Source organism: Corynebacterium sp. KPL2861 (assembly GCF_040225475.1).
GTDB lineage: Bacteria > Actinomycetota > Actinomycetes > Mycobacteriales > Mycobacteriaceae > Corynebacterium.
Genome location: NZ_JBEHFW010000014.1, coordinates 12226 through 38110, shown reverse-complemented (window position 1 = coordinate 38110; position 25885 = coordinate 12226). Strand labels below are relative to the sequence as shown.

Here is a 25885-nt window from a genome sequence, read left to right as displayed (position 1 = left end):
ACTCACGTAGCGTTCTGCTTTACTTACTTATCGGTATCGGGGTTAGAGCCCTTGTCTTTGTCATGTGCGGGAGATTCATTGTCCCCCTCGGGTGGCTGCGCACCCAAATCGCGCAGTTGCTTTTCCGCCTCCGCCTCAGCTGCGGGATCGGGGCCGCCTACCCCGTTTTCTGGGTGGCCTTGAGCCGGCTGACCCTGGGTATTTGCGCCGGATTGTTCCTGCTGGCGCTTTTCCATGGCTTGTTTAACCTGCTCCACCAGCTGCTTTGGCATGATGACCGGCAGTGCATTGCCCGCCAAAATGGGATCCTCACCGCGGTAGACAAAGGTGCGCGATGCTACATCGCGCGCGATCTGCGCCAAATCCTCTTCAAGGCCGGTAGGTGCCGCAAGAGTCAAGCGCAGCATCCACCGCGGGCCTTCGGCGCCAATGACGCGGAGCTGACCGTTGTCATTCTTGCCGACGATTTCCAGCCCCCAAGGGCCTTGCTCCGTGGTGACGGATAGCCCATCGCGGCTCATGCCTTCCTTGATTTCTTCCACGGATTCAGCCCACTGGCCAGGCTTGCGCGGCGCTGCAAAGGCAACGGGAGTAATACGGCCCGCCTTGGTGACAATGTGCAGCATCTTTGGGCCTTGTTCGCCCATTTCTACCTGGACCTGGGAGTCCTTGGGCAGCGGGATGCGCATCGAGCCAAGGTCAAGGATGCCGATGGAAGAATCAGAAAAGTCAAAGTCTTCGATATTGACGGAATCGCCATCGAAGGGGCCGGTTTCGCCATTTACGGCGTCGTGGGCAAACTCCGTTGGCACCTGTCCCGAGGCTGCGGCGGCATCGGCAGCCGTATCTTTTACGGATGCAAAGGAACTCGATTCAGCCGAAGCCGATCCTGCGGAATCAGCGGCAGGCTCTTGTGGCTGCGATTGTTGAGGGTTTTCCGGCTCTTCTTTCCGGCCGTCATCGTTTTTCTTTTTGCCAAATGGCCAAATGCCCATTTTGTAATCCTTCCTATACGCCGGTTGATCCGTAGCCGCCGGTACCGCGGACGGTCTCATCCAAGTCTTCTACTTCGCTAAAATCCATTAGTTCTACGCGCTGTACCACGAGTTGAGCGATGCGCATGCCGCGCTCGATCTCGATCGGGGTGTGGGGATCGTGGTTAATCAGGCACACCTTGATCTCCCCGCGGTAGTCAGCATCCACGGTACCCGGCGTATTGACAATGGACAGCCCATGTTTAGCTGCCAGTCCGGATCGCGGGTGAATTAATCCCACGGTGCCCAGCGGCAAGGCCATGGCAATACCGGTGCCGACGAGGGCGCGTTCGCCAGGTTGGAGGGTAAGCGCCTCGGCAGCGTAAAGATCGGCGCCGGCGTCACCCCGATGCGCCCGAAATGGCATCGGCAGATCTTTATCGAGGCGCTTAATTTTGACGTCTCCTACTGGCGTTTGTTCCTGCGGTAGCGAATTCGAATCAGTCACTTAGCCAATCCTACCTGCCCCAGTCGGTTCATTCTGTGCGTGGAGTGGACTAGAATGCCTAGGCGTGTCTGATATTTCTGCTCCTCAACCCGCTGCCCCGAAAGTGTTGTATCGCGAACGCCAGTCGGTGCCGTGGTACTTCTGGATTTTTGCAGCAATCGTTGTGGCTTTAACCTCAGCCACGGCCGGACTTAACCGCTCTGTGTGGTGGACCATCATTCCCGCAGTCCTGCTCGGCGCCATCGCTATCTGGGTCCTCATCACGTGGTCTGGGACCGTTGTGCAGGTAGAACAAGATGAAGATGGAACGCGGTGGCTGCTCGTCAAGGATGCACAGTTGCCCAATGAGGTTGTCTCTCGTTCGATTACCGTTCCAAAGTCTGCGCGCCATAACGCACTGGGCCCGCAATTCGATCCGGCTGCATTCTTGGTCTCTCATGCGTGGATTGACGAGCACGCCATGATGGTCCTCAATGATCCGGAGGATGACACCCCATATTGGCTCATTGCCTCGAAAGATCCAGACCAACTGCTCCGCGCCTTCCTGCCAGAGCAGCACGCAAAAGGTTCGTAGATTCTAGGGAATCGCTGCTTTTTAGAAGGCGTCACCTGTGAGAGTGCCGTTGGTGTTTTCGTTGCTACTGCATCCCCCGAGCAAGCCCGAAAGATAGAATTAAAAAAGAATTTCGGTCGCACCTTACGCGGGTTCTTGTACTGTCTGTAAACAGTTGGACTAGGAGGAGATCTCAATGGGTTTCGGAGGAGCTCTACGCAGAACTCAGAAAGATGGGAAACCCTGGATACCTCCGTGGTGGTTTTCCTTTGTGCTACTGCCACTAATGGTCATCGCTGAATTCTATGTCAGTCAAGTAACTGGTTGGCGTGGAGTGTCCTCATCAAGCGTAGAGGGGGTGGCCTGGAGCGAAGTAAGCTCTGACGGCATCTTCCTTCACGTAGTGGGGTACATGGCTTTTTACTTCGTTCTAGTCTTGCCCATCTTCCTGGGTCGTAGATACCTATGGGAGAAACGGCAGAAGCAAGGCAGCGTACCGGATGGAAAGAGCAAAGGCGAGCAGCCCTAGATAGAACCGGATGACTGAGAGGATTTACCGCCCTCAGAAAGTAGAGGCCCCAGGGAGTTAGGTCCCACGCACATTGGGTGTCTGCTAGACAAGGAAACTTCAAACCCCGCCGCGTTTACCATTGCAAACTGCGGCGGGGTGAATCTTTATTTGGATTGTGCGCAATATCGACTAGCTAGGCCAATACCGGCTGCTTAGGCACAATCCTTACAGATGGGCATGCCATCTTCTTCGTGCGAATAACGCTTATTGGACTGGACCAAAAAGCAGGATCCGCAGGTAAATTCGTCTTCTTGGCGGGGAACGACCTGTACGTTGAGTTCCTCGCCGGTCAGGTCAACTGATGGCGGTTGGAATGCTTCGACGATTTCGCCATCGTCATCCATACCGTTGCTTTCGGGTTCAGCTGCTTTCAGTCCCTCTAAAGAGTCAGTTTCAAGTTCTTCTTCTGCGCCGCGGCGCGGTGCGTCATAATCGGTGGCCATAATACACGCCCCTATTAGTCGAGTTGCTTTAGGAATAGTTATTTATCGATCGCGCATAGTAAAGGACAAATACCGATATGTCATCCTGCTGCTAAAAATTTCTTAGACCCTTCACCCCCGCATCGCCTCCTTAGCGCCATGTGCTGCCAAAAGTTCCTCAAATGCGGGTGCCAAATTCACCCCCGCGGCCCACGTTAATTCGCCATCAGCGGACCCCTTGTCCAGTCCTGGGTGATGAACTTTAGCTCCTGCCTCGCGAGCGATGAGAGCACCGGCAGCAAAATCCCAGGCGTTAATTCCGTGCTCGAAATAAGCGTCAACGCTCCCCTCTGCCACGCGGCACAAATCAAGGGCGGCTGCGCCGATGCGGCGAATATCGCGGACCTGCGGCAACAATTTAGTCAGCAATTCCGCCTGTTGCTTGCGCCGCTGTGCGTCGTAACCAAATCCCGTCGCTACCAAGGAAAGCGCCGGATCGTCTTGCTCACCGCACCGTAGCGAAGACCGCGTGCCATCCGCAGTGGCAACCGTGGCGCCCGCTCCTGCCGCGGCGGCATACACCTGCCGCCGCACCACATTGACCACTGCACCTGCTACCAAGCGGCCGTCGTATTCCGCGCCAATCGAGACCGCATAGTCCGGAATGCCGTAAAGGAAATTGACGGTTCCGTCGATGGGGTCCACGATCCACCGCACCCCAGTCGTCCCGTCGAAGCTTGCGCCTTCCTCACCCAACAGGCCATCTCCAGGGCGGATTTCCCTGATCGTACGCGTAATAAACTCCTCGGTGGCGGTATCGACCTCCGTAACCGGGTCGACGGCGCTCGATTTTGTCTGAGTATGTGCAGCAATACCGTCTCCAGCAACCAACTCTGCACGGCGCGCGCGAATAAGTTCAGCCGCACGCATTGCGGTAGTTTCCGCAAAATCTCGCAGCTGCAGAAAATCTATGTCATGTTCCATGCCAACCATTGTGCCTTCTTCTACACTTGCGAGCATGACTACTCATACTGGCCACTCTTTTGGCGTCGATATCGGCGGCTCCGGCATTAAGGGCGCCGAAGTCGACCTCAATAACGGTGAATTCGTGGGCCCACGGCTGAAGATCCCCACCCCACAGCCGGCCACGCCACATGAGGTAGCCACGGTGGTAGCCCAAATTATGCGCGAAAAAGAATGGGACAAGCCCGTCGGCATCACCTTGCCCTCGGTGGTGTCCAACCACACGGTGCACTCCGCTGCCAATATCTCACCTGAGTGGGTAGGAGTGGATACCACCGAGTTGTTTTCGCGCTATTTAGACGTAGATTTTGTCGTCTTGAATGATGCCGATGCCGCAGGCCTTGCGGAAGTCGCATATGGAAACGAGTTGGCTAAAACCGGACCAGTCATCTTTTTGACACTTGGAACCGGCATTGGCTCGGCCTTCTTCCTCAACGGGCAGCTCTTCCCCAATACTGAGCTCGGCCACCTCACGGTGGGAACTGACGAGGCCGAGGCGATCGCATCCTCCGCAGCCAAAGAACGCGAAGGGTTGAAGTACAAGGAGTGGGCGGTTCGGCTCAATCGTGTGCTGGAAGAATACGAGAAATTATTTAACCCGCAAGCTTTCCTCATCGGGGGTGGCATATCTCGCAAATTCCACAAATGGGGACCCCACTTAACCATTGATAGCCCCGTTATGCCTGCACAACTGGAAAATCGTGCGGGCATTGTAGGTGCAGCAATGGCTGTATTGGAAGGCCTAGAGCCATAAAATCACCGTTGCGATAACCCTATCTACCGGCATTGTGCAAAAATCGCCTATACTGGGCGGTCGATCCAAAATTGCATGGCTCTCGGGCGTGTCTGACCTGCATAAGGCCTACACACGCTAGCATTTCATAATGCTATTGCCACCCTGTGCGGGTGCGGTGAGCTATTTCCATCAAGTAGTAAGTCGAAAGGGCGTACGTGGCAGCCACTGATTCTTCAGACCAGGCACTCGGCGAGGACGACAAGTCAGTCGAGGCATCTACTCCTGCAAAGAAGACCGCCAAAAAGACGGCAAAGAAAACGGCGAAGAAAACCGCCAAGAAGACAGCTAAGAAGACGGCGAAAAAGACTGCCAAGAAAACGGCTAAGAAGACCGCCAAGAAGTCGGCAAAGAAATCAGCCAAGAAAGCTGTCAAGAAAACCGTGCGAGCCTCTGCGGCGGAACCGCAAGACTCCCCCGCAAACTCTGCGGACAAAGCACCATCGGAAGCTGAGGACGCAGAGGATCAGCTCGACGCCGTTGAGCAAGACGCCCCTGCGGATGACGCCGACTTCGACCCAACCCACGAGGACATCGAAGAAGATGAATTCGATGCCCCTACTGACCTGGATGAAGACGATATTCAGGAAGAGTTGGGCGAAGAAGAAGACGAGGAAGAAGCAGAAGATACGTCCTCAGTCTGGGACGAGGAAGAATCCGTCGCCCTGCGCCAGGCGCGCAAGGATGCACAGCTGACCGCCTCCGCCGACTCCGTGCGTGCGTACCTTAAGCAGATCGGTAAGGTTGCCCTGCTTAATGCGGAGCAGGAGGTCTCTTTGGCAAAGCGCATTGAGGCCGGTCTGTACGCGCAGCACCGCATGGACGAGATGGAAAAGGCTCGCGCGGAGGGCGATAAGGCTGCCAAGCTCTCCCCCATGGAAAAGCGCGACTTGCGCAGCATCGCAAGGGACGGGCGCAAGGCTAAAAACCACCTGTTGGAGGCCAACCTTCGCCTGGTGGTCTCCTTGGCCAAGCGCTACACCGGCCGCGGCATGGCTTTCTTGGACCTTATTCAGGAAGGCAACTTGGGCCTTATCCGTGCGGTGGAAAAGTTCGACTACACCAAGGGCTATAAGTTCTCTACCTACGCCACGTGGTGGATTCGCCAGGCTATTACCCGCGCCATGGCTGACCAGGCCCGCACCATCCGCATCCCGGTGCACATGGTGGAAGTCATCAACAAGCTGGGCCGCATCCAGCGCGAGCTGCTGCAGGACTTGGGCCGCGAGCCCACCCCGCAGGAGCTCGCGAAGGAAATGGACATCACCGAAGAAAAGGTGATGGAGATTCAGCAGTATGCGCGTGAGCCCATCTCGCTGGACCAGACCATCGGTGATGAGGGCGATTCCCAATTGGGTGACTTCATCGAGGACTCTGAGGCCGTCATCGCCGTCGATGCCGTGTCCTTCACCTTGCTGCAGGACCAGCTCCAGGACGTGCTGACGACGTTGTCCGAGCGCGAAGCCGGCGTCGTGCGCCTGCGCTTCGGGCTTACCGATGGCATGCCGCGCACTTTAGACGAGATCGGCCAGGTCTACGGCGTTACCCGCGAGCGTATCCGCCAGATCGAGTCTAAGACAATGTCGAAGTTGCGCCACCCCTCTCGTTCGCAGGTATTGCGCGATTACCTCGACTAGATAACTCGCCCGCCCTGCACAAAATGAAGGCCGCACCACCATGGTGCGGCCTTTTAAGTGCCTGCTTCCCTCCTGCGGGCCTGGCGCGGCGAAAGCGACGCGGCGCCAGCCGGCTGGCAGACCAGCCAGCGGCTAACAAGGAATCGTGCTACCACTTGCGCAGGTAATTGATGCGCTCGCGCAGTTGATCCGCGCTGCATAAGGCCGTGGGCGGCCCACCGCAGGCCTTGCGGACCTCGGTGTGGATGGCACCGTGCGGCCGGCCAGAACTCTGCGCGGCGATGGAAACCACGGTATTGAGCTCCTTGCGCAGCGCGCCGAGCTCATCCACTACGCCTGTATCCTCCGCGGCATCGGACTCTTGCTGCTTCGCGGCAGGCGCATGACCCATGCCGTAAATCTTGCGGCGGTGGGCCTCTTCTGCCTCGGCGGCCCGGCGCGCCTTTTCCTCGGCCTCGCGGCGGTCCATTTCCTCGGATTGCTTCTTGCGCAAGAGGTCTTTGACCTGGTCGGCGTCGAGGAGCCCGGGGATGCCGAGGAAGTCGGCTTCCTCATCAGAGGTCATATCGCCGGTATTAAACTGCGAGCCGTTATAGAGCAGGCCAGAGAATTCGGCTTCGGCGCCTAAGGACTCATAAGACTTTTCCAACATATCTGGTTCGGGCTTTTTCTGGTTTGCTTGCTCGAGTAGCTCGTCGTCCCAGCCTTCTTTCTCCGTCTTTTCTTTGCCCAAGACGTGGTCGCGGGATTTTTCCATGTGCTCTGCAAGGCCGAGGAGCACGGGGACGGAGGGAAGGAATACCGAGGCGGTTTCGCCAGGCATGCGGGAGCGCACGAAGCGGCCGATTGCCTGGGCGAAGAACAAGGGGGTCGACGCGGACGTGGCGTAGACGCCCACCGCGAGGCGGGGCACGTCGACGCCCTCAGACACCATGCGTACGGCAACCATCCATTCATCGGTGGAGTCCGCAAATTCTTGAATGCGGTCCGAGGAGCCTGGGTCATCGGACAAAATGACCGAGACCGGGGTATCGGAGAGTTGCTTGAGGATTTTCGCGTAGGCGCGGGCGGTGGTCGTATCGGAAGCGAGCACGAGCCCGCCGGCATCCGGCATATTGCGCCGCATCTGCATCAAGCGGGTATGCGCCGCCTGCAGCACGGCGGGGATCCATTCGCCCTTGGGGTCGAGCGCGGTTCGCCAGGCGCGCGCGGTCTGTTCCACGTTCATGATGTCACCCAGGCGCGCGGAGTGCTCCTCCCCGGCGGAGTCCCGCCAGCGCGCCTCGCCGGAGTAGGACAGGAAGACGACGGGGCGCACGACGCCATCGGCAAGCGCATCGCCGTAATCGTAGGTGTGGTCGGCGCGCGAGACCTTGTGTCCTTCCCCATCGTCCTCATAGCGCACAAAGGGGATGGGCGATTCATCGGAGCGAAACGGCGTACCGGTCAGCGCGAGGCGGTGGTTGACGTCGTCGTAGGCCTCCTTGACGCCATCGCCCCAGCTTTTGGCATCGCCGGCGTGGTGAATCTCGTCCAAGATCACGAGCGTGCGCCGCGCGGAAGCAACGGCGCGGTGTTTGAAGGGATGCATGCCCACTTGGGCATAGGTCACCACGATGCCATCCATGCTGGGGTTAACAGCAGAGGAATTCGTGAAGGCAGGATCCAAGGCCAAGCCCACCCGCGCGGCGGCGGCAGACCACTGCGTCTTCAGGTGCTCGGTAGGTACCACGACGATGACGCGCTCTACCGTGCGGTCTTCCATGAGCTCCGTTGCGATGCGCAGAGCAAAGGTGGTTTTACCCGCACCGGGGGTCGCCACGGCCATAAAATCTTGTGGCTTGGTGGCGAGGAATTTATCGAGGGCTGATTGCTGCCACGCGCGGAGGTTCGTCTTCTTAAACGTCCTCACTTGCGGCGAAGACCCTTAAAAACGCGTTCGCAATCGGGGCAGACCGGCGAGCCCGGCTTTGCCTGTTTGGTTACCGGGAAGGTCTCACCGCACAGGGCAACGACGTACTTGCCGTTGACCGCGGAATCAAGAATCTGATCCTTCTTGACGTAGTGGAAGAACTTCGGCGTGTCATCATCCGTCGTCGAAGTGTCTTCACGAATATCTGGCCGTTCAATTGTCTTCGTAGTCGTAGTCACGCACCCCATTTTGCCGCATCAGCATCGAACTTTGCGAGTCATGCGTCTACCCTTGGAGAACATGCACACTCTACGCACGCCAACGCCGGCTTTCCCGTCCCCTGTTGTAGGGTTACGCGGCGGGCTCCAGGGAGGTGCGTAGTTTAAGTGTTTGGCAAAAAGGAACGTTTTCTCATCACGGATGCCAAGCTCTCGCCCGCACAAGATCGCAGGCGCAGGGAGCTGTGGTACGGCTTTTTCCAATTCTTGCGCGTGCCATCGCTGCTCATTGCCGGGGTCTTTTTGTACCTGCATTGGTGGTTACTCGCGGCGATTATCGTGGGCGTGACTTTTCCCTTGCCGTGGATTGCCGTGGTCATTGGCAATAGCCGCGGTGAGAAGAAGGACAAGCGGGATAAAAATGTCTATAAACCCGCGATGAATCGTCAGCTATATTCGCAGTATCAGAACCAACAGATTTCCCGCGGCGGCTCCAAGGCAATCGAATCTCAGCATTCCGTTATTGACCATGACGATGCAGCCTCCGACTAGCCGCATCATCAGCACGACTGGAAAGGAACTTCTCCCAGCATGACGTCCTTTGGCCCTAATTTCGACGCCGCCGCGCTGCGCGATCTTGCCCCAGAGTTAGCGGAGGCTTTTTCGCAGGCCGGTTTTACTACCGATGGTTTAGCGGGGCATTTGGGCCCAGAGCTTACGGAGGCGCTCTACCGTGGTGAGCCTGCCGCGGTGGCGCGCGGAACCGCGGGTAATACCCAGCTGGATACGCTCATTCGTTTCTTCCTACTGCATGAACATTTGCCTGCCACGCTGCTTGCCGATGCCCTCGGGGCCCGCCTTGCCGCCAAGCTCCTGGATGCCGGCGTGGCGCTTTCCGATGATCGCGGCAGCATCTACATCGCCCTCAATATCCAGCCCCATATCATCGTTGGCTCCAACCGCCTCGTCTTTTCCGATGTCGATGCCTCGCTGGTGGACCACGTCCCCGGCGCGGATCACGTGTTGGGCGTCGGGGCGGCAAGCCTCTCGCTTTTGCAATCGACGCCGGTAAGCCCGGTATCAACGGTGCTCGATTTGGGTACCGGCTCCGGCGTGCAACTGCTGGGGCAGCTCGAGAGCGCGCACAGCATTACGGCAACAGACGTCCACCGGCGCGCGCTTGATTTGGCCGGTGCGACCGTCGCGGCCGCGGGGTCTAGCACCGAGGTAGAGCTTGTAGAGGGCTCGTGGTTCGAGCCCGTTGCGGGGTGCACCTTCGACCGCATCGTTGCCAATCCCCCGTTCGTCGTCGGGCTTCCCGAGGTGGGCCATGTCTACCGCGATTCTGGGCTGAACTTGGATGGGGCCAGCGAATTGGTGGTATCCCAGGCAGTGGATCACCTCACCCCGGGCGGAACCGCGCATTTGCTCGCCGCCTGGGTACATACCAGTGGGCAGACCTGGCAGCAGCGCGTGGCCTCGTGGTTGCCGGATAAGGGTATCGCCGCCTGGATCATTCAGCGCGATATCGCCGATCCCTCCCTTTACGTATCCACGTGGCTCAAGGATGAATCGTTGGATGTGCGCAGCGATGAGGGCAAGGCCCGCTCCACGGCCTGGCTGAATCATTTCCACGACCACGATGTCACGGGTATCGGGTTCGGATTCGTCGCCATCCAAAAGATCGCCGAAGACGCGCCCTCCGATATCTTGGCCGAGGAAATGCCGCAGCACTTTAGTGACCCATTGGGACCCGAGGTGGAAGAATACTTCGCTCGCGTGGCATGGCTGCGCGACTTGGTTCCTGGTGAGCTGGAGGGAAAGCACTTCCGGGTGCGCCCTCAGGTAGCCAAGGAAGAAGTCAGCGTGGCCGATACCGATAATAAACAAGGCTTTAACCGGGCGGTTATCCGCCTGACGCGTACCGATGGTCCCCGGTGGAGCCACGAAGTCGATGAACACTTGGCAGCAATCGTAGCTGGCCTATCTCCCCACGGGCTTAACCTTGGAGAGACCGTTGGCCTGTATGCGGTAGCGCACGACTTCGATGAGGCAGAACTGACCGCGGCCGCGCTTCCCGCCATTATCGATATGGTTCGCCATGGCCTGCTCATCCCGGCCGATCTGCTGCTCGAGGACGATGCTTCCCCGGCTGCCCACACTGAATAACACTGAAGAGCACCGAATAGTCAGGAAAGGAAGATACAGGCATGCGCGCAGTTCTAACCCGCGTATCCGAAGCAGCTGTCACCGTCGCGGGCGAGACCGTCGGCGCCATCGACTGCCCTGAAACGGGCGGGCTTTTAGCCCTCGTCGGTGTCTCCCGGGAGGATTTAGCCGATTGGAAACCGCGTGCAGAAAAGATGGCCCGCAAGATAGCGGAGCTGCGCATCCTGGAAGGTGAAGTATCGGTTGCCGATGCCGGAGCGCCGGTATTGGTTGTCAGCCAGTTCACGCTGTATGGCCGCACCGCCAAGGGGCGGCGCCCATCGTGGGCCGATGCGGCCCCAGGAGAAGAGGCCGAGCCGGTCATCGAGTACATCATCGAGCGCCTCCGCGAGCGCAATATCGCGGTGGAGGCAGGCCAATTCGGGGCTATGATGCGCGTATCTTCCGTCAACGAAGGCCCGTTCACGGTTTTGGTCGAGACCTAATTTCCTCTCACACGTTTTCTCTTCATCCGGCGTTTACCTGCACGAGCGCCCACTCACACCAGCGATTTTCTATGATCTAGCTCGCAAAGAGGCCGATATTGTTCAACAATGCATATGACTGGGCGCTGCGCAAGCTTTTTCAGAGTGATAATTTACCCAACCCAAATGTAATAAATTATTATCACGTGACATTACCGCGGGCTTATACTTAACACGTAACGAAGCGAATGGGCTGGATACAAGCTGAGAATTTAATTTCAGACCCTTGCCCGCGCACGCTGGTGAGAGAAAATATTTTCTCACTCCAGGGTGACAGGAGCCCTCTAGCTTCGGGCAACCCCATGCAGAGGAGGAAAGAAAATGTCCCACAAGCTCTTGCGCCACGGACCCGTCGAAAATCCAGAACACGGCGCGCAAAATCCGGAACAATTACCCGCAGAAGAAAAGCCACCCGCTGACGGCATAGAAACCCCATTTGCGGGCCAAGAAGGCGCCCCAGCGTGGAACAAAGAAGACACCGTTTGGATGCTCTCCCTATTCGGCACCGCCATTGGAGCCGGCGTGCTCTTCCTCCCTATCAACGCTGGCATCGGCGGCATCATCCCGCTTCTTATTATGACCGTCGTCGCCTTGCCGATGACCTACTGGGCCCACCGCGGCATGACCCGCCTGGTCCTATCAAGCTCAAAGCCAGATGGCGATCTCACCGACGTCGTGGAGGAACACTTCGGTGTTAAAGCCGGCGTGCTGATGAATATCCTCTACTTCCTCTCCGTCTACCCCATCCTGTTGGTGTACTCGGTAACCATCACCAACACGGTCAATTCCTTTTTGGAACACCAATTAGGCATCACCTCACCGGATCGGTGGCTTACCTCGCTGGTTCTCGTAGGCGGCCTCATCCTCGTCGTACGCATGGGCAAAAGCGTGGTCGTCCACGTCATGTCCTACTTGGTCTACCCGTTCATCGGCATCCTAGTCCTACTCTCGCTGTACCTCATCCCCAAGTGGAATACCGCACTCTTTGATAGCTTCGACCTCGACGTCGCGCGCGAAGCCTCCGGCCACGGCATGGGCATTACCTTGATGCTCCTAGTCCCAGTCATGGTCTTTTCCTTCAACCACTCGCCCATGATTTCTTCCTTCGCCGTTGACCGCCGCCAAACCTACGGCAAGTACGCGGAATACAAGTCCCGCAAGATATTGCTCCGCGCGGAAATCCTCATGGTCGCCGTCGTGATGTTCTTCGTCTTCTCCTGCGCGCTCAGCCTATCGCCTGCGGATATGGCCGAGGCCAAGGAACAAAACATCACCATCTTGTCTTACCTGGCCAACCACTTTGATAGCCCCGTCATCCAGTGGATTGCCCCTATCATCGCCATGATTGCCGTAGCCAAGTCCTTCTTAGGTCACTACCTCGGCGCTGCAGAAGGCTTCGAGGGCCTCCTGGTCAAAGGCAGCAAGAATGCCAATAAAGATGACGCAGAATCCAGCCACAAGCTCGACACCATCACGCTTGTCTTCATGCTGGTAACCGCATGGCTCGTTGCCTGGGCAGATCCTTCCATCCTCGGCATGATTGAAACCCTCTGCGGCCCGACCATCGCCATCATGCTGTTCCTCATCCCGATGATTGCCATCCACAAGGTTCCAGCACTCGCCCGCTTTAAGGGCAAGGCCTCCAACTACTTCGTGTTCATCATGGGTCTTATTGCCCTCGCCACCATCATCTACTCCATCGTGCAGGCTTTCTAAGCAGCACTTGCTTCTCAGGATTTTCCAGGAGAAAACCATGTTCATCAGCATCTTCGATATGTTCAAGATCGGCATCGGCCCCTCAAGCTCACACACCCTTGGGCCAATGAAAGCCGGCAAGGCCTTCGTTGACGAGCTCAAAGAAAAAGACCTCATGGATAAGGTCACCCGCGTCCAAGCCAATGTCTACGGCTCCCTGTCTTTGACCGGTGTGGGCCACTCCACCGATAAAGCCATCCTGTTGGGACTGGCCGGCGAAGAACCAGAAACCGTCGATATCGACGGCATCTCCGCCTTCATGAAAGAGGTCAGCCAGAGCGAAACGCTGCTTCTCGGTGGTACGCACAAGGTGAGCTTCCCCAAAGACGGCGGATTCTACTTCCACGATGAATACCTCCCCATGCACGAAAACGGCATGTGCCTTATCGCCTTTGCCGGCGAGGAAGACATCTTGCACAAGACCTACTACTCAGTGGGTGGCGGGTTCATCGTCAAGCAAGAAGACTTCGCCATGCGCACCCGAGATACCGTTGACATCCCATTCGCTTATGCCAGCGCGGAAGAATTACTGGCGCTGTGTGAAACCAATAATATGACGCTCCCGGAGCTCGGCAGGGCCAATGAAAAGGCGCTGCGCAGCGAGGGGGACATCGACGAGCACCTGCGCAAGGTCCGCGATGTCATGTACACCGGCATCAAGCGCGGCTCCACAACCGATGGCCCGCTGCCCGGTGCCCTGCTCGTACCGCGCCGCGCCGCAGCCCTGAAGCGCAGGCTGGAACAATCCGACCCCCACGATGGCCTCAACATTTTGAGTTGGGTACACATGTTTGCCCTGGCCATTTCGGAGGAAAATGCCGCCTGTGGCCGCGTCGTCACCGCACCTACTAACGGCGCATGCGGCGTCGTGCCTGCGGTACTGGCCTATTTCGATGAATTCGTCGAGCCAGTTACCCCGAGCATGTTCGCGGACTATATCTTCGCCTGCAACCACATCGCCGCGCTCTACAAGATGAACGCCTCCATTTCCGGTGCGGAAGTAGGCTGCCAAGGAGAAATTGGCGTCGCCTGCTCCATGGCAGCGGCCGGGCTGGCCCAACTGATGGGGGCAACACCGGAACAGGTCTGCGTCGCGGCTGAAATCGGCATGGAACACAAATTGGGCCTGACCTGCGACCCGGTCCTAGGCCAAGTGCAAGTCCCCTGCATCGAGCGCAATGCCGTGGCTGCGGTAGACGCCATTACCAGCGCACGCATGGCCTTGGACCGCGAAAGCAAGCCATGTGTCAGCCTCGATGAGGTCATCTGGACTATGTACAACACCGGTAAGGACATCAACGCCAAATACCGGGAAACCTCACAAGGCGGCCTCGCCCTAGCGGTGCACCCGCCCATTCCGGTATGTGGTTAATGTCGGCACCCTAGGCTCCGGAAAGAGCGCCATATAAGGAGGTGAGTACTTGGCCACGGCCGGTTACTCGCCTCCTTTTGTCGTTACTTTGTGGTACCTTATCAATAATCTGACAGGAATTATAAGGACATGCTTCAGCTAATGAACCTTTCTAGCAGCCATGCCCCCGAAGAAAACTTCCTCGAGCAGTACATACCACTCGTCGATTTCCTCGGTCAGGCCATGGGCCCTAACACCGAAATCGTGCTTCATGATCTCGATGTACCCGATAAATCCATCATCGCCATTGCCAACGGCCACATCTCTGGACGCGAACTAGGCGGCCCGGTCACAGACTTTGCCCTCTGGTTCATGAAACAGGGCGACGCGGCGGCCGTTCCAATGATGACGGGATACCGCGCGGTCAATGGCGAGGGGAAAGTGTGCCGCTCCTCAAGCTATTTCCTGCGCGATACCACCGGCCATATGCGCGGCATGCTTTGTATCAATGTGGAATTATCCGAGCTGATCCAAATCCGCGATGCCGCTAACGCGATGATCGGTGGCACCGAACCGGCCATCGATAAGGCGAAGGCCTTCGGTGGCTACCCCGACACCACCACACCGCCAAAAACTCCGGCATCTGAAGCGACGGCGAATAAAAAGCCGGAAGCGCCCTATAGCGAATCACTGCGTTCCAACGTCGAGCACCTTCTGGACTCCATGCTGGATTCCGCGATTTCCACGCACTCCACTCCGGTCGAGGCGATGCAGCGCAACGAACGGCTCGAAGTCATCGCTTCCCTTGAAGACGCTGGCTTCTTCCTGCTCAAGGGTGGCATCGCCGCCGCGGCCGCAAGGCTCGGCGTATCTGAACCCACGGTATATCGCTACCTCGTACAAGTCCGCGGCTAAAACTCCCCCGCCACGTGGACATGGCAAACTTCTTGCATCCACGTGGCGCATGCGCTTGCCGACGCCCCCAAAAAGGTGGAGCAAAGCGCCCGGCACGTCGCCGTTTTAAACATTTCAGGATCCGTGGGAACTAATTGCGTTCTCACACCGTTGTACTTCTTGAAACAGGCGACAATTTCAGGAGGCTGAAAAGATGACGAATCCATCTGCCAACACCGCCAATGGCACTTCGACTGCCACTACTGATGAGGAACAGGAAGTAGACCGCGGGTCTCGCCGCAATCAAACCAATGACAACCCCTCCGCTGACTTGGTACGTGTCTACCTCAACGGAATCGGCAAGACCGCCCTGCTCAGTGCTGAGGACGAGGTTGAACTCGCGCAAACCATTGAGGTGGGCCTGTATGCAGAGTACAAGCTCAATAACGCGGAGAAGCTGACCCGTGCAGAAAAGCGCGACCTGAAGATCTTGGCCCGCGAGGGCAAGAAGGCCCGCTCCCACCTGCTGGAGGCAAACCTGCGCCTCGTAGTCTCCTTGGCCAAGCGTTACACCGGCCGCGGAATGCCGCTATTGGACCTCATTCAAGAGGGCAACCTTGGCCTTATCCGCGCTATGGAAAAGTTCGATTACGCCAAGGGCTTTAAGTTTTCCACCTACGCCACGTGGTGGATCCGTCAGGCCATTACCCGCGGCATGGCAGATCAGTCGCGCACTATCCGCCTCCCAGTCCACCTTGTGGAACAGGTAAATAAGCTTTCCCGCATCAAGCGCGAGATGTATCAGTCCTTGGGCCGCGAGGCGACCAATGAGGAACTGTCCGAGGAATCTGGCATCGATGAGGACAAGATCGAGATGCTGCTGCGCCAGTCCCGCGATCCCGTCTCACTCGACATGCCTGTCGGCACTGACGAGGAAGCCCCATTGGGCGACTTCATCGAAGATGCTGAGGCTACCGATGCTGAGACCGCCGTCGTGGCCTCTATGCGCCACTCCGATATCCGCGGTGTCATCGATACGCTAGAAAAGCGCGAGCAGGACGTCATCCGCCTGCGCTACGGCTTGGATGACGGCGTGCCACGCACCCTTGACCAGATTGGTCGCCGGTTCGGGCTCTCCCGCGAACGCGTACGCCAAATCGAGCGTGAGGTCATGGCGAAGTTGCGCGATGGCAACCGCGCCGATCGCCTCCGCGAGTACGCGCAATAGAACTCTTCGCCTCCTGAACCTTCTTTAATCGCGACCTCGACTGTGCCGCCGAGAATTTTCCCAGTGCGCTTTCGAGGTCGCGTTCTCTATGCAAGCGGCGAGCGTAAACTCGTCTCCTTAAAATCTCTCCAGCAAACTTAGGGCAACTTAAGCTAGTCTGGATACAGAATGTAAAAAGCGCTGTCTGCTTTGCGCACGGCACGCATTACTGTTTTCAAAGAAAGGTATGCCCACGTGAGGGACCTCGTTGATACTACTGAGATGTACCTTCGGACCATTTATGAATTGGAAGAAGAAAGCATCACTCCCCTGCGCGCCCGGATTGCGGAACGCCTAGAGCAGTCCGGACCTACCGTATCCCAAACCGTTGCTCGCATGGAGCGCGATGGCCTCCTCCACGTTCGTTCGGACAGGAGCTTGGATCTAACCGAAAAGGGACGCGAATTGGCCACGGCGGTTATGCGCAAGCACCGACTCGCGGAGCGTTTGCTTACTGATGTCCTCGGGCTCGATATCAGCAAGGTCCACGATGAGGCCTGCCGCTGGGAGCACGTAATGAGCGAAGAGGTAGAAAAGCGCATGGTATCGGTCCTCGATGACCCCAGCCGCTCGCCTTTTGGTAACCCCATTCCGGCGCTGGCGCAACTGGGCTTCCAGGTCCCCGAACCATCAATTGGGACGCGGGCTATCGATCTCCCCGATGGCGAAGAAAAATCCGCCAAGATTATCCAGATCAATGAGATCCTGCAGGTAGATGAGGCTACCTTCCGGGACCTTGCTGAGGCTGGAATCCGGATCGGTACCGAGGTCACCGTGGTCAATAATGGCGGTACGATTTCGCTTACCACTCCCTCGGGAAAGGTCATCACCTTGTCAGATGATCTCGCACACGCCGTGCGCGTGGAGGTCTAGGCCATGAAGCTTTTGGTTACTGGCGGTGCCGGCTATGTCGGCAGCGTGTGCTCCGCAGTCCTCGTTGAGCAAGGCCACGACGTCACCATCATCGATAACTTTTCCACGGGAAACCGGGATGCCGTGCCGCCCGCAGCCCGCGTGGTAGAAGGCGATGTGGCCGACAAGGCTGCAGAAGTACTGGGCGAAGGCGGCTTCGAGGGCGTCCTCCACTTCGCCGCCCGCTCGCTCGTCGGTGAATCCGTGGAAAAGCCGGACGAATATTGGCAGCACAACGTCGTGACCACGCTGCGCTTGCTCAACGCCATGCGCGATAACGATGTCAAAAGCCTCGTCTTTTCTTCTACCGCAGCCACCTACGGCGAACCGGAGCAGGTCCCTATTACTGAGAACATGCCGACCCAGCCCACGAATCCCTATGGCGCTAGCAAATTGGCTATCGACTACATGATTACCTCTTTTGCACAAGCCTTTGGGCTCGCGGCAACGTCCCTGCGCTATTTCAACGTCGCTGGTGCCTACGGCTCCATCGGCGAAAACCGCGAGATTGAAACCCACCTCATCCCCATTGTGCTGCAGGTTGCTCTGGGGCACCGCGATAAGATTTTCATGTTTGGCACGGATTGGGATACCCCGGATGGCACGCCGGTGCGCGACTACATCCATATCCGCGATCTTGCCGATGCCCACGTGCTTGCCCTCCACAGCAATGCCCCCGGCACCCACCGGATCTATAACTTGGGTTCCGGCGAGGGATATTCCGTCAAGCAGGTCATCGAGATGTGCCGGAAAGTCACCGGCCACGAGATTCCGGCGGAGATCGCCCCGCGCCGCGCCGGAGATCCAGCCACGCTGATTGCGTCCTCAGACAAGATCAAGCGGGAGCTGGACTGGAATCCTCAGCGCACCGACTTGGAAACCATCGTGACCGACGCGTGGAATTTCACTCGGCAATTGGGCGACCGGGCGCATTCGGCGCGGCGCTAAAACGCGGGGCTACACAAAGCCATCGGCATCAATCCCCGCTGCCTCCCGCGCCGCGTCGCAACCGCGGCTCAGGCTGGTAATGAGGCGTTCCCCCATTCCGCTGCGATAGGCTTGGGCAATGAGCTGGCTCAAATTGTGACCCGGTGCCTCATCGAGGGCGACGGTAAGCGCTGGGCCGGCATAGAGCCCGAATTTCTGCGCCACCTGGGTCGCTGCAAATAACGCCAGCGCGTTATAACGGATGGTGCCGCCAAAGGTGCGCGCCGTGGCTAGGAGCAAGGTACCGGCCGCGTGCGGGGATTCGACGAGGTCCCGGATGACCAAGTCGCGCATCCACGTCGTCGACATCCACATTGCTCCGACGCAAAGTAATTCTTCGTTATCCAGGGTCTCTTCCAGGGTTTCTACCTCGCTTAATACATACTGCACATCCGCGATGAGATGCTGAACCACCCGGGTTGGATCCGTTGTGCCGTAGCCGTGGCCGGCGCGCATCTGCCGGGACAATTCCTCGGCGCAGCGCCGCATGGACACGATTTCTTCTTGGCCGAAGTTCGGGTTATGCGGGGCGAATTGCTGCACCAGTTCGTCTCGGGAAAGCTCCGGCAAAGTGCCGTTTTCTACGCAGGCGCGCATGGAAGAGCTGGTGGAAATAGCGGGAATGGTCCCTTCGGTCCAGGCTTTCATCGGGCCCTTCCCGTTCCCAGTGCTAAAGCCGAATACGAGGTCGTAGGCGGTGGATGTGGCGATTTCTTCCACCAGCCAGCAGGCATCAATTCCGGTGCCCCTGTCATCTTCGAAGTGGTAGAGCGCCTCGATCATCTCCCAGAGCTCTACTTCCTCGCGCTGAGAGATAATAAAGCCTAGAACGACTTCGGGATTACCGCAGTGAAAGGCGCTCATGATCTCTGCGAGGGCTGCGGGGACATCGGAAAGGTCTACGCGCGCGACTGGCCCCATGGTGCGGCCTTCTGGGGTTGGTTCGATGGAGATGAGGACGATTGATTCTGCTGGGAAGAATCCGAGGATTCCTGGAATATTGGCAAGGATATCGCCGGGTGTACGGATGGGCTTTTGTGGTGTTGTGATCTTCATGGCTTCTAGCTTCGGGGCCTGCGGCAAGTACCGAAAGCCCATCACAGGCAGAGGGCCGAAATCTGTGGATAAGGTGGGCGGAAAGGGGCATCGGCAAGCAGTTATGCACAGGCCCACCGCACCGGGCCTAGCGCGGGTTTCCTCGTTAGGGCATAATGGGTTATTTAACTACTCCGCGAACACTGAACTGAGTGCGTGTGGGAATAGTGCGGTCCTGGCGGTCGTTGATCTAGATTAAGAGACCAAGGAGGTAACACATCATGCACGAAGAAGAGCGCAGCATGTACGAATTGGAGTACCCCGCTCCGGTGGTTAAGGACAATTCCGGTGAAGGAAAAGGCCCCACCATGATTGTTGCCATGCACGGCTATGCCGATGCAGGCCAGGCCATTGAGTCGAGCGCCGATCATCTCAAGGCCGCGCTGGAAAACCGCCAGCTAGCCTCCTTTAACTCTGATGAGCTCATCGATTACCGCTCCCGCCGCCCCGCCATCACCATCGATAATGACCGGGCCCTAGAGGTAGAACCCATGGATTTGGGTTTGAAGGTCCTCCGGGATAATTCCGGCAAGTCTTTCCTTCTTCTGTCTGGCCCAGAGCCGGATATGCGCTGGGAAGCGTTTACCACGGCGGTAGTGAAGCTGGTGGAGAAATTCGATATTGAAGACACCATCATGCTCTACGCCGCGCCGATGCCCGTGCCGCACACCCGCCCCACCGTGGTCACCGCGCACGGTACTACCTCCCGCCTGACGGAAGGCATGGTCAAGATGGATTCGACGATGATGGTTCCTGGTGCCGCGGCGCTCTATATAGAAAAGGCCTTGGCGGATAAGGGCCGGACGGTAGCGGGCTATACCGCGCACGTGCCGCATTACTTGGCCGCGTCCCCGTACCCGCAGGCGACCCTGGAGCTCCTTGACTCCGTGGCTAAGGCCGCCCGGCTGAATATTCCGCTGGGCAGCATCGAGGCGGATATTTCCCGCGTCGAGGGCCAGCTGGATGAGCAGGTCAATGGCTCGGAAGAGATTGAGGGCGTGGTCCAGCAATTGGAGCAGCAGTACGATGCCTTCATGGAACGCTACCGTCAGGAGCACCCGCAGGCCATCATGCCGGGCGAGGAAGCCGTGCCCAGCGCTGAGGAAATCAGCGAAGAATTCGAGGCCTTCCTCGCCTCGCTCGATGAGGCCGATAGCGAAGAGATTATCCATACCGATATTGATGACCGCGAAGACTCTGCTGATGACGATGACAGAGACTTAGGCGACGATATCTAACGAACCCGCCCCCATCGCCGCTAAGGTGGTGGGGGTGAACTTATCTCAACAGCTGCCAGATTTAACGGAAGTCCCCGAGTCCCTCATCGATGAGGCCATTTGGGATACTTTTAACTCGTGGACCGCCAGCAAGGGAATCAATCTATATCCCGCGCAAGAGGAGGCCTCGCTCGGCATCCTGGCCGGAGATAATGTCATCCTCGCGACCCCTACGGGTTCGGGCAAGTCCATGGTGGCCAACGCCGCACATTTCATCGCCCTCGCCCGCGGGCAGCGGAGTTTTTATACCGCGCCCATTAAGGCGCTGGTAAGCGAGAAGTTCTTTGCGCTGTGTGAAATCTTCGGCGCAGAGAACGTGGGCATGATGACTGGCGATGCCACCGTAAACGGCAATGCCCCCATCATCGCCGCCACCGCTGAGATCGTTGCCAATATCGCGCTTCGCGATGGCGCCGAGGCCAACATCGACCAGGTAGTCATGGATGAATTCCACTACTACTCCGATCCTGACCGCGGCTGGGCATGGCAGGTGCCGCTCTTGGAACTGCCCAAGGCGCAATTCCTCTTGATGTCGGCCACGCTCGGTGATACCGACTGGCTGCAAGAAGACCTCACCCGCCGCACGGGGCGCGAGACTAATCTGGTGGCCGGCTCTACCCGCCCGGTGCCGCTGGATTTTTCTTATGTTTTCAGCGCGGTACACGAAACTATCGAAGAGCTGCTCGCCGATAACAAGGCCCCCATTTACGTTGTGCACTTTTCCCAGCGCGAGGCGGCCGAGCGGGCCCAAGCCCTGACCTCGCTTTCTGGCATCATTAGCAAAGAGGAAAAAGCGGAAATCGCTGAAGAAATCGGCGGATTCAGGTTTACCACCGCCTTTGGCAAGGATCTCTCAAAGTTGCTTCGCAAGGGCATTGGCATCCACCATGCGGGAATGCTGCCCAAGTACCGGCGACTTGTGGAGCGCCTCGCGCAGCGCGGCCTCCTCAAGGTTATTTGCGGCACCGATACCTTGGGCGTAGGCATCAACGTGCCCATCCGCACCGTCTTGATGACCGGCCTGGCCAAGTTTGATGGGCAACGCCAGCGCATCTTGAAGTCCCGCGAATTCCACCAGATTGCAGGGAGGGCTGGGCGCGCGGGCTATGACACGGAAGGCACCGTCGTCGTCGAGGCCCCTGAGCACGAGATTGAAAATGCCAAGGCCCGCAGGCGCATTGGCGATGACCCGAAGCGGCTGAAAAAGCTCAAGAAGAAATCCGCACGCGAGGGCGAAGTCTCGTGGTCCGAGAAGACGTTTGCGCGGCTGACAGAAGCAGAACCGGAGCAGTTGACCTCGCAATTCCGGGTCTCGAATTCGATGCTGCTCAATGTCTTAGCCCGCCACGGCGATGGTTATGCGCATATGCGCCACCTCTTGCGCGATAATCATGATCCCCGCAGCAAGCAGAACAAGGACATCCTCACCGCCCTCGACCTCTTCCGCGGATTGGTAGATTCCGGTGTGGTCCAAAAATCCACGAAGGGGCTCGATATCTACGGCCGCCCCTACCACCTCGTGCGGGAGTTGCCGCGTGACTTTGCCCTGAACCAGCCCCTTGGCCCCTTTGCATTGGCCGCGCTCTCCCTCTTGGACCCGGAGGCGGAGAGCTATCACCTTGATGTGATCTCGGTCTTTGAGGCCATCCTCGATGATCCCCGGCAGGTCCTACAAGCCCAGCAGAAGAAACGACGCGGGGAAGAAATTGCCGCACTCAAGGCGGACGGGGTGGACTATACCGACCGCATGAATATCGTGGAGGATATCACCTGGCCCAAGCCGCTAGAGGAGCTGCTTGAGCAGGCCTACGATACCTTTGCGGAGACCAATGCGTGGGTAAAGGAATTCGAGCTGCGGCCCAAATCCGTGGTGCGCGACATGGTGGAAAACGCCATGACCTTCTCGGATTTGGTCGCCACCTACGGCTTAGCCCGGTCTGAGGGCGTTATCCTTCGCTACCTCACCGACGCGTGGCGGACTCTGAAGCAGTCCATCCCCGATGAATATACGACGCCCCAAATTGAAGACATCATTATCTGGTTAGGCGAACTTATCCGCCAGGTGGATTCCTCGCTTGTCGATGAATGGGCGCAGATGGCCGGCGAAGACTCCCCCATCGATCAAGATACGCTCGACCGAGAGCTAGCCTTCGGCGTCGAAGACCCTACTGCGCTTACCGCCAACCGCCGCGCCTTTGGCATTATGGTGCGCAATTACATGTTCCGCCTCGCGCAGCTCTTCGCGTTGGAGGAAGAAGATCGCCTCGCCGAGGTATTGGATTATCTGGACGAAATTCCCGATTTTGGTGCCGTCTTGGATGACTACTTCGACGAATACGACGATATTGATACCGGCCCTGAGGCGCGCGGACCAGAGTACTTCCGGTTGGAGGAATCAAGCTCCCGCAGCTGGCCCGTGCGGCAAATCATTAAGGATCCGGCAGGCGATCGCGCCTATCAATTCGTCGCTACCGTCGATCTGGACGCCTCTGATGAAGCCGGTGAGGTCCGCCTCTCAGAGCTGCGCGTTGAGTATTAGGCGCGTGCGGGCTGGGTAAAACGACTTAAGCCACCCCCCTCCGCTGCACCCAGCGTCCTGTGGGGGACACCGAGTCAAACAGCGCGCGGGGGTGGCTTAGTTTAAAGGGCGATTAAGCAGCGCTTTTAGCGTGCAGCCTCAATCTGAACGGCCTGTGCGACTGCCTGAATGACAGAAGCAACCTTGATGGCCTCCCAGACCTGTTCCTTGGTCGCGCCAGTATCGTTGAGCTTCTGGGTGTGTGCGCCCAAGCAGTGCTCGCAGCCGTTGATGGCGGAAACGGCGATATTCCACAGCTCGAAGTTCGCGTCCTCCACGCCCGGCTTGGAGATGAAGTTCATCCGAAGACCAAACTTAACCTGTGCGTAGTCATCGCCCAACCAGCCCTTGGCGCGGTAAGCAACGTTATTCATTGCCATCACGGTGGCAGCGCCGTAAGCGGCGTTGATAGCTTCCTCGGAGAGGTGCTCTTGCGCCTCTTCCGCGATTTCAGAAATCACGGTGTCATTGCGGGTCGCTGCAGCCGATGCCAACAGGGTGCCCCACAGCTGCTCCTCATTCAGCTCAGTCGTGCGGGTCAGCGCGCCGAGGTTGAGCTTCTGATCCTTGGCGTACTCGGGTAGCGAGGACTTCAAGTTCTCGATAGACACAGTTTTTCTCCTTCTAAATCTTTTCTCAGTAATTTAAATTGCAAGGCAAGTGCGTGCCCCGCCAGAACGGCGGGGAAAGCACCTACTGATAACTAAGGCTTAAAGCTGGGACTGAACGACATCCATCTTGTCGATGTTCTTGGTTGGGTCGTTCTTCTCCCAGTTGCAGGCGCAGACCTCTTCGGACTGCAGGGCGTCGAGAACGCGCAGGACCTCATCAACGTTACGTCCCACAGCGTCCGGGGTAACGGAGACGAACTGGATAACACCATCTGGGTCGATGATGAAGGTTGCGCGGTCAGCAACGCCGTCAGCGTTTTCTACGCCCAGTGCGCGGATCAGGTCGTGGCGCACGTCGGAGAACATCGGGAAAGGAACTTCCTTCAGGTCCGGGTGGGTTGCGCGCCAGTTAAAGTGAGCGAACTCGTTATCGGTGGAGCCGCCCAGCACCTGGGTATCGCGGTCTTGGAACTCTTCGTCCAACTTGCCAAAGGCAGCGATCTCGGTCGGGCAAACGAAGGTGAAGTCCTTGGGGTAGAAGAAGACGACCTTCCACTTGCCCTCGTACTTGTCTAAGGAAACCTGCTCGAAGTAGTCCTCTGGCTGGCTAGCGTTAACGTCGTGCAGGTCGCCGCCGGTCAGGGCGGTGAGGTCGAATTCTGGGAACTTTTCGCCAACGGTCATGATAGGCATGTTCTTCAACTCCTTCTTAAAAGGGTAATCTTTTTCAAATTTCCGACAGTCCCGTACCGAGGACCACGGGCCGGACCCTCTCCGGCCCAACACCAAAGACAATACCATTAATTTCGGTCACGTCAATAGCTAATCCTATAGATAAATGTTAGAGTGATAGGCATGCATAATAAAGAGTATCGACCAACACTTGCCCAGCTGCGCACGTTTGTCACCGTGGCGGAAAACAAGCACTTCGGCACCGCTGCCGCCAAGCTGGAGATCTCTCAGCCTTCCCTCTCCCAGGGGCTGGTGGCGCTCGAGCAGGGGCTCGGCGTGCAACTCATCGAGCGCTCCACCCGCAAGGTCATCGTGACCTCGGCCGGCGAAACCCTACTGCCCTATGCCAAATCCACCCTCGAGGCCGCCGATACCTTCCTCGCACATGCCCGCGGCGCCCACGGCACCCTGTCCGGCCCGCTGACCATTGGCGTCATCCCAACCATCGCCCCGTATATCCTCCCGGACTTGCTGGCGAAGATTACGGAGACCTACCCGGAGCTTGAGCCGCGCTTTGTGGAGGAGCAAACCCAGCACCTCATCGCGCGCCTGCGCAACGGCAACCTCGATTTAGCCGTCCTCGCCTTGCCTTCAGAGGCCACGGGCATGGTCGACAGCCCGCTGTACACCGAGGACTTCGCCATCGTCAGCCCGCCCGATCACCCCATCGCCGGGCGTACGGACGTCCAGGTTGCGGAGTTGCGGGACTTGGATTTGCTGCTGCTTGACGATGGCCACTGTCTCCGCGACCAAATCGTCGATCTCTGCCGGCACGCCCACGTCAACCCGGCAGAGGCAACGAATTCCGTCACGCGCGCCTCATCACTGACCACCATTATGCAGTTGGTCATGGGCGGGCTCGGCTGCACCCTTATCCCCAAGTCCGCTTTGGCCACCGAATGCCACGGCAAGAACCTCGGCATAGCCTACTTTGACCCCGATGTCACCGCTGAGCGCGAAATCGGCCTCGTCTTCCGCTCCTCTGCCGCACGCAGTGAAGAGTTCCGCGAATTCGGCACCCTGATTACCGCTGCTTATGAAAATGCCCTCGCCCGCTCGCTGGAGGGCTAAAATCGCCACGCACGTTTAAGGCCACCGGAGCAATGCCTCGGTGGCCTTAAA

24 protein-coding genes are annotated in these 25885 nt (G+C 58.0%); 15 read left to right on the top strand and 9 right to left on the bottom strand.

The annotated features are described in order from the left end of the window. Window positions 1–23: 23 nt before the first annotated feature. The gene (locus ABRP84_RS10450; protein ID WP_349853693.1) at window positions 24–995 is read right to left on the bottom strand and encodes a DUF3710 domain-containing protein; all 972 of its coding nucleotides are present in this window, start codon (window positions 993–995) and stop codon (window positions 24–26) included. Window positions 996–1008: 13 nt separating this feature from the next. After that, window positions 1009–1482: a dUTP diphosphatase gene (gene dut / locus ABRP84_RS10445; RefSeq protein WP_349853692.1), complete on the bottom strand. Its 474-nt coding sequence runs from the start codon at window positions 1480–1482 to the stop codon at window positions 1009–1011. A gap of 103 nt (window positions 1483–1585) precedes the next feature. Between dut and ABRP84_RS10440 the strand changes: the two genes are divergently transcribed. Next, window positions 1586–2056: a DUF3093 domain-containing protein gene (locus ABRP84_RS10440; protein WP_349853705.1), complete on the top strand. Its 471-nt coding sequence runs from the start codon at window positions 1586–1588 to the stop codon at window positions 2054–2056. Window positions 2057–2758: 702 nt separating this feature from the next. Here the strand turns inward: ABRP84_RS10440 and ABRP84_RS10435 are convergent. Next, a complete protein-coding gene (locus ABRP84_RS10435; RefSeq protein WP_023022651.1) occupies window positions 2759–3049 on the bottom strand; it encodes a DUF4193 domain-containing protein in 291 nt (96 codons plus the stop codon). Window positions 3050–3160: 111 nt separating this feature from the next. Then, on the bottom strand, window positions 3161–4048 hold the full coding sequence (locus ABRP84_RS10430) for an inositol monophosphatase family protein (protein WP_034659138.1): 888 nt from the start codon (window positions 4046–4048) through the stop codon (window positions 3161–3163). On the opposite strand from ABRP84_RS10430, the gene ppgK reads away from it, so the two are divergent. Together ppgK and ABRP84_RS10420 are read left to right on the top strand one after the other, a co-directional pair. Beyond that, complete coding sequence (gene ppgK / locus ABRP84_RS10425; protein ID WP_023022655.1) at window positions 4047–4805, top strand: polyphosphate--glucose phosphotransferase; 759 nt, start codon at window positions 4047–4049, stop codon at window positions 4803–4805. The two genes, ABRP84_RS10430 and ppgK, sit on opposite strands and share 2 nt — an antisense overlap. Before the next feature lie 197 nt (window positions 4806–5002). Next, the gene (locus ABRP84_RS10420) at window positions 5003–6481 is read left to right on the top strand and encodes an RNA polymerase sigma factor (protein ID WP_349853690.1); all 1479 of its coding nucleotides are present in this window, start codon (window positions 5003–5005) and stop codon (window positions 6479–6481) included. Window positions 6482–6629: 148 nt separating this feature from the next. Here ABRP84_RS10420 and ABRP84_RS10415 read toward each other — a convergent pair whose 3' ends face one another. Then, window positions 6630–8393 (bottom strand): DEAD/DEAH box helicase, encoded by a 1764-nt coding sequence (locus ABRP84_RS10415; RefSeq protein WP_349853688.1) that lies wholly within the window; start codon window positions 8391–8393, stop codon window positions 6630–6632. Continuing rightward, window positions 8390–8641 carry a DUF3039 domain-containing protein gene (locus tag ABRP84_RS10410; RefSeq protein ID WP_349853686.1) on the bottom strand — a complete coding sequence of 84 codons (252 nt, stop codon included), beginning with the start codon at window positions 8639–8641 and terminating at the stop codon, window positions 8390–8392. Before ABRP84_RS10410 ends, ABRP84_RS10415 begins: the two co-directional genes overlap by 4 nt. A gap of 138 nt (window positions 8642–8779) precedes the next feature. Here ABRP84_RS10410 and ABRP84_RS10405 point away from each other — a divergent pair, with 138 nt between their 5' ends. The 9 genes from ABRP84_RS10405 to galE all read left to right on the top strand — a co-directional run bounded on the left by ABRP84_RS10405 (window position 8780) and on the right by galE (window position 18431). Continuing rightward, window positions 8780–9163 (top strand): DUF3099 domain-containing protein, encoded by a 384-nt coding sequence (locus ABRP84_RS10405; RefSeq protein ID WP_237799478.1) that lies wholly within the window; start codon window positions 8780–8782, stop codon window positions 9161–9163. A gap of 39 nt (window positions 9164–9202) precedes the next feature. Further along, a complete protein-coding gene (locus ABRP84_RS10400; RefSeq protein WP_349853685.1) occupies window positions 9203–10780 on the top strand; it encodes a DUF7782 domain-containing protein in 1578 nt (525 codons plus the stop codon). A gap of 41 nt (window positions 10781–10821) precedes the next feature. Next, window positions 10822–11265, top strand: a complete 444-nt coding sequence (gene dtd, locus ABRP84_RS10395; RefSeq protein ID WP_349853684.1) for a D-aminoacyl-tRNA deacylase — start codon at window positions 10822–10824, stop codon at window positions 11263–11265. Window positions 11266–11625: 360 nt separating this feature from the next. Next, complete coding sequence (locus ABRP84_RS10390; RefSeq protein WP_349853682.1) at window positions 11626–13020, top strand: aromatic amino acid transport family protein; 1395 nt, start codon at window positions 11626–11628, stop codon at window positions 13018–13020. Window positions 13021–13057: 37 nt separating this feature from the next. Then, window positions 13058–14431 carry an L-serine ammonia-lyase gene (locus ABRP84_RS10385; RefSeq protein ID WP_023022679.1) on the top strand — a complete coding sequence of 458 codons (1374 nt, stop codon included), beginning with the start codon at window positions 13058–13060 and terminating at the stop codon, window positions 14429–14431. Window positions 14432–14560: 129 nt separating this feature from the next. Then, complete coding sequence (locus ABRP84_RS10380) at window positions 14561–15325, top strand: helix-turn-helix transcriptional regulator (RefSeq protein WP_411702265.1); 765 nt, start codon at window positions 14561–14563, stop codon at window positions 15323–15325. Between the two features lie 193 nt (window positions 15326–15518). Beyond that, entirely contained in the window at window positions 15519–16532 is a 1014-nt protein-coding gene (locus ABRP84_RS10375; protein ID WP_023022683.1) for a sigma-70 family RNA polymerase sigma factor, read from the top strand. Between the two features lie 234 nt (window positions 16533–16766). Then, window positions 16767–17444 carry a metal-dependent transcriptional regulator gene (locus ABRP84_RS10370; protein WP_349853678.1) on the top strand — a complete coding sequence of 226 codons (678 nt, stop codon included), beginning with the start codon at window positions 16767–16769 and terminating at the stop codon, window positions 17442–17444. A 3-nt stretch (window positions 17445–17447) separates the two neighbouring features. After that, window positions 17448–18431: a UDP-glucose 4-epimerase GalE gene (gene galE / locus ABRP84_RS10365; protein ID WP_023022687.1), complete on the top strand. Its 984-nt coding sequence runs from the start codon at window positions 17448–17450 to the stop codon at window positions 18429–18431. A gap of 9 nt (window positions 18432–18440) precedes the next feature. On the opposite strand, the gene ABRP84_RS10360 is transcribed toward galE, so the two are convergent. After that, complete coding sequence (locus tag ABRP84_RS10360; RefSeq protein WP_232208509.1) at window positions 18441–19526, bottom strand: DUF4192 domain-containing protein; 1086 nt, start codon at window positions 19524–19526, stop codon at window positions 18441–18443. Window positions 19527–19786: 260 nt separating this feature from the next. Between ABRP84_RS10360 and ABRP84_RS10355 the strand changes: the two genes are divergently transcribed. After that, complete coding sequence (locus ABRP84_RS10355) at window positions 19787–20803, top strand: proteasome assembly chaperone family protein (protein WP_349853676.1); 1017 nt, start codon at window positions 19787–19789, stop codon at window positions 20801–20803. Window positions 20804–20837: 34 nt separating this feature from the next. Further along, window positions 20838–23381, top strand: coding sequence for a DEAD/DEAH box helicase (locus ABRP84_RS10350; protein ID WP_349853675.1), 2544 nt, complete (start codon window positions 20838–20840; stop codon window positions 23379–23381). A 125-nt stretch (window positions 23382–23506) separates the two neighbouring features. On the opposite strand, the gene ahpD is transcribed toward ABRP84_RS10350, so the two are convergent. Together ahpD and ABRP84_RS10340 are read right to left on the bottom strand one after the other, a co-directional pair. Continuing rightward, window positions 23507–24031 (bottom strand): alkylhydroperoxidase, AhpD family, encoded by a 525-nt coding sequence (ahpD, locus tag ABRP84_RS10345; protein ID WP_023022695.1) that lies wholly within the window; start codon window positions 24029–24031, stop codon window positions 23507–23509. 99 nt (window positions 24032–24130) lie between these two features. Then, the gene (locus tag ABRP84_RS10340) at window positions 24131–24724 is read right to left on the bottom strand and encodes a peroxiredoxin (protein ID WP_349853674.1); all 594 of its coding nucleotides are present in this window, start codon (window positions 24722–24724) and stop codon (window positions 24131–24133) included. A 162-nt stretch (window positions 24725–24886) separates the two neighbouring features. Between ABRP84_RS10340 and ABRP84_RS10335 the strand changes: the two genes are divergently transcribed. Then, window positions 24887–25834, top strand: coding sequence for a LysR substrate-binding domain-containing protein (locus ABRP84_RS10335; RefSeq protein ID WP_284782100.1), 948 nt, complete (start codon window positions 24887–24889; stop codon window positions 25832–25834). Window positions 25835–25885: the final 51 nt, after the last annotated feature.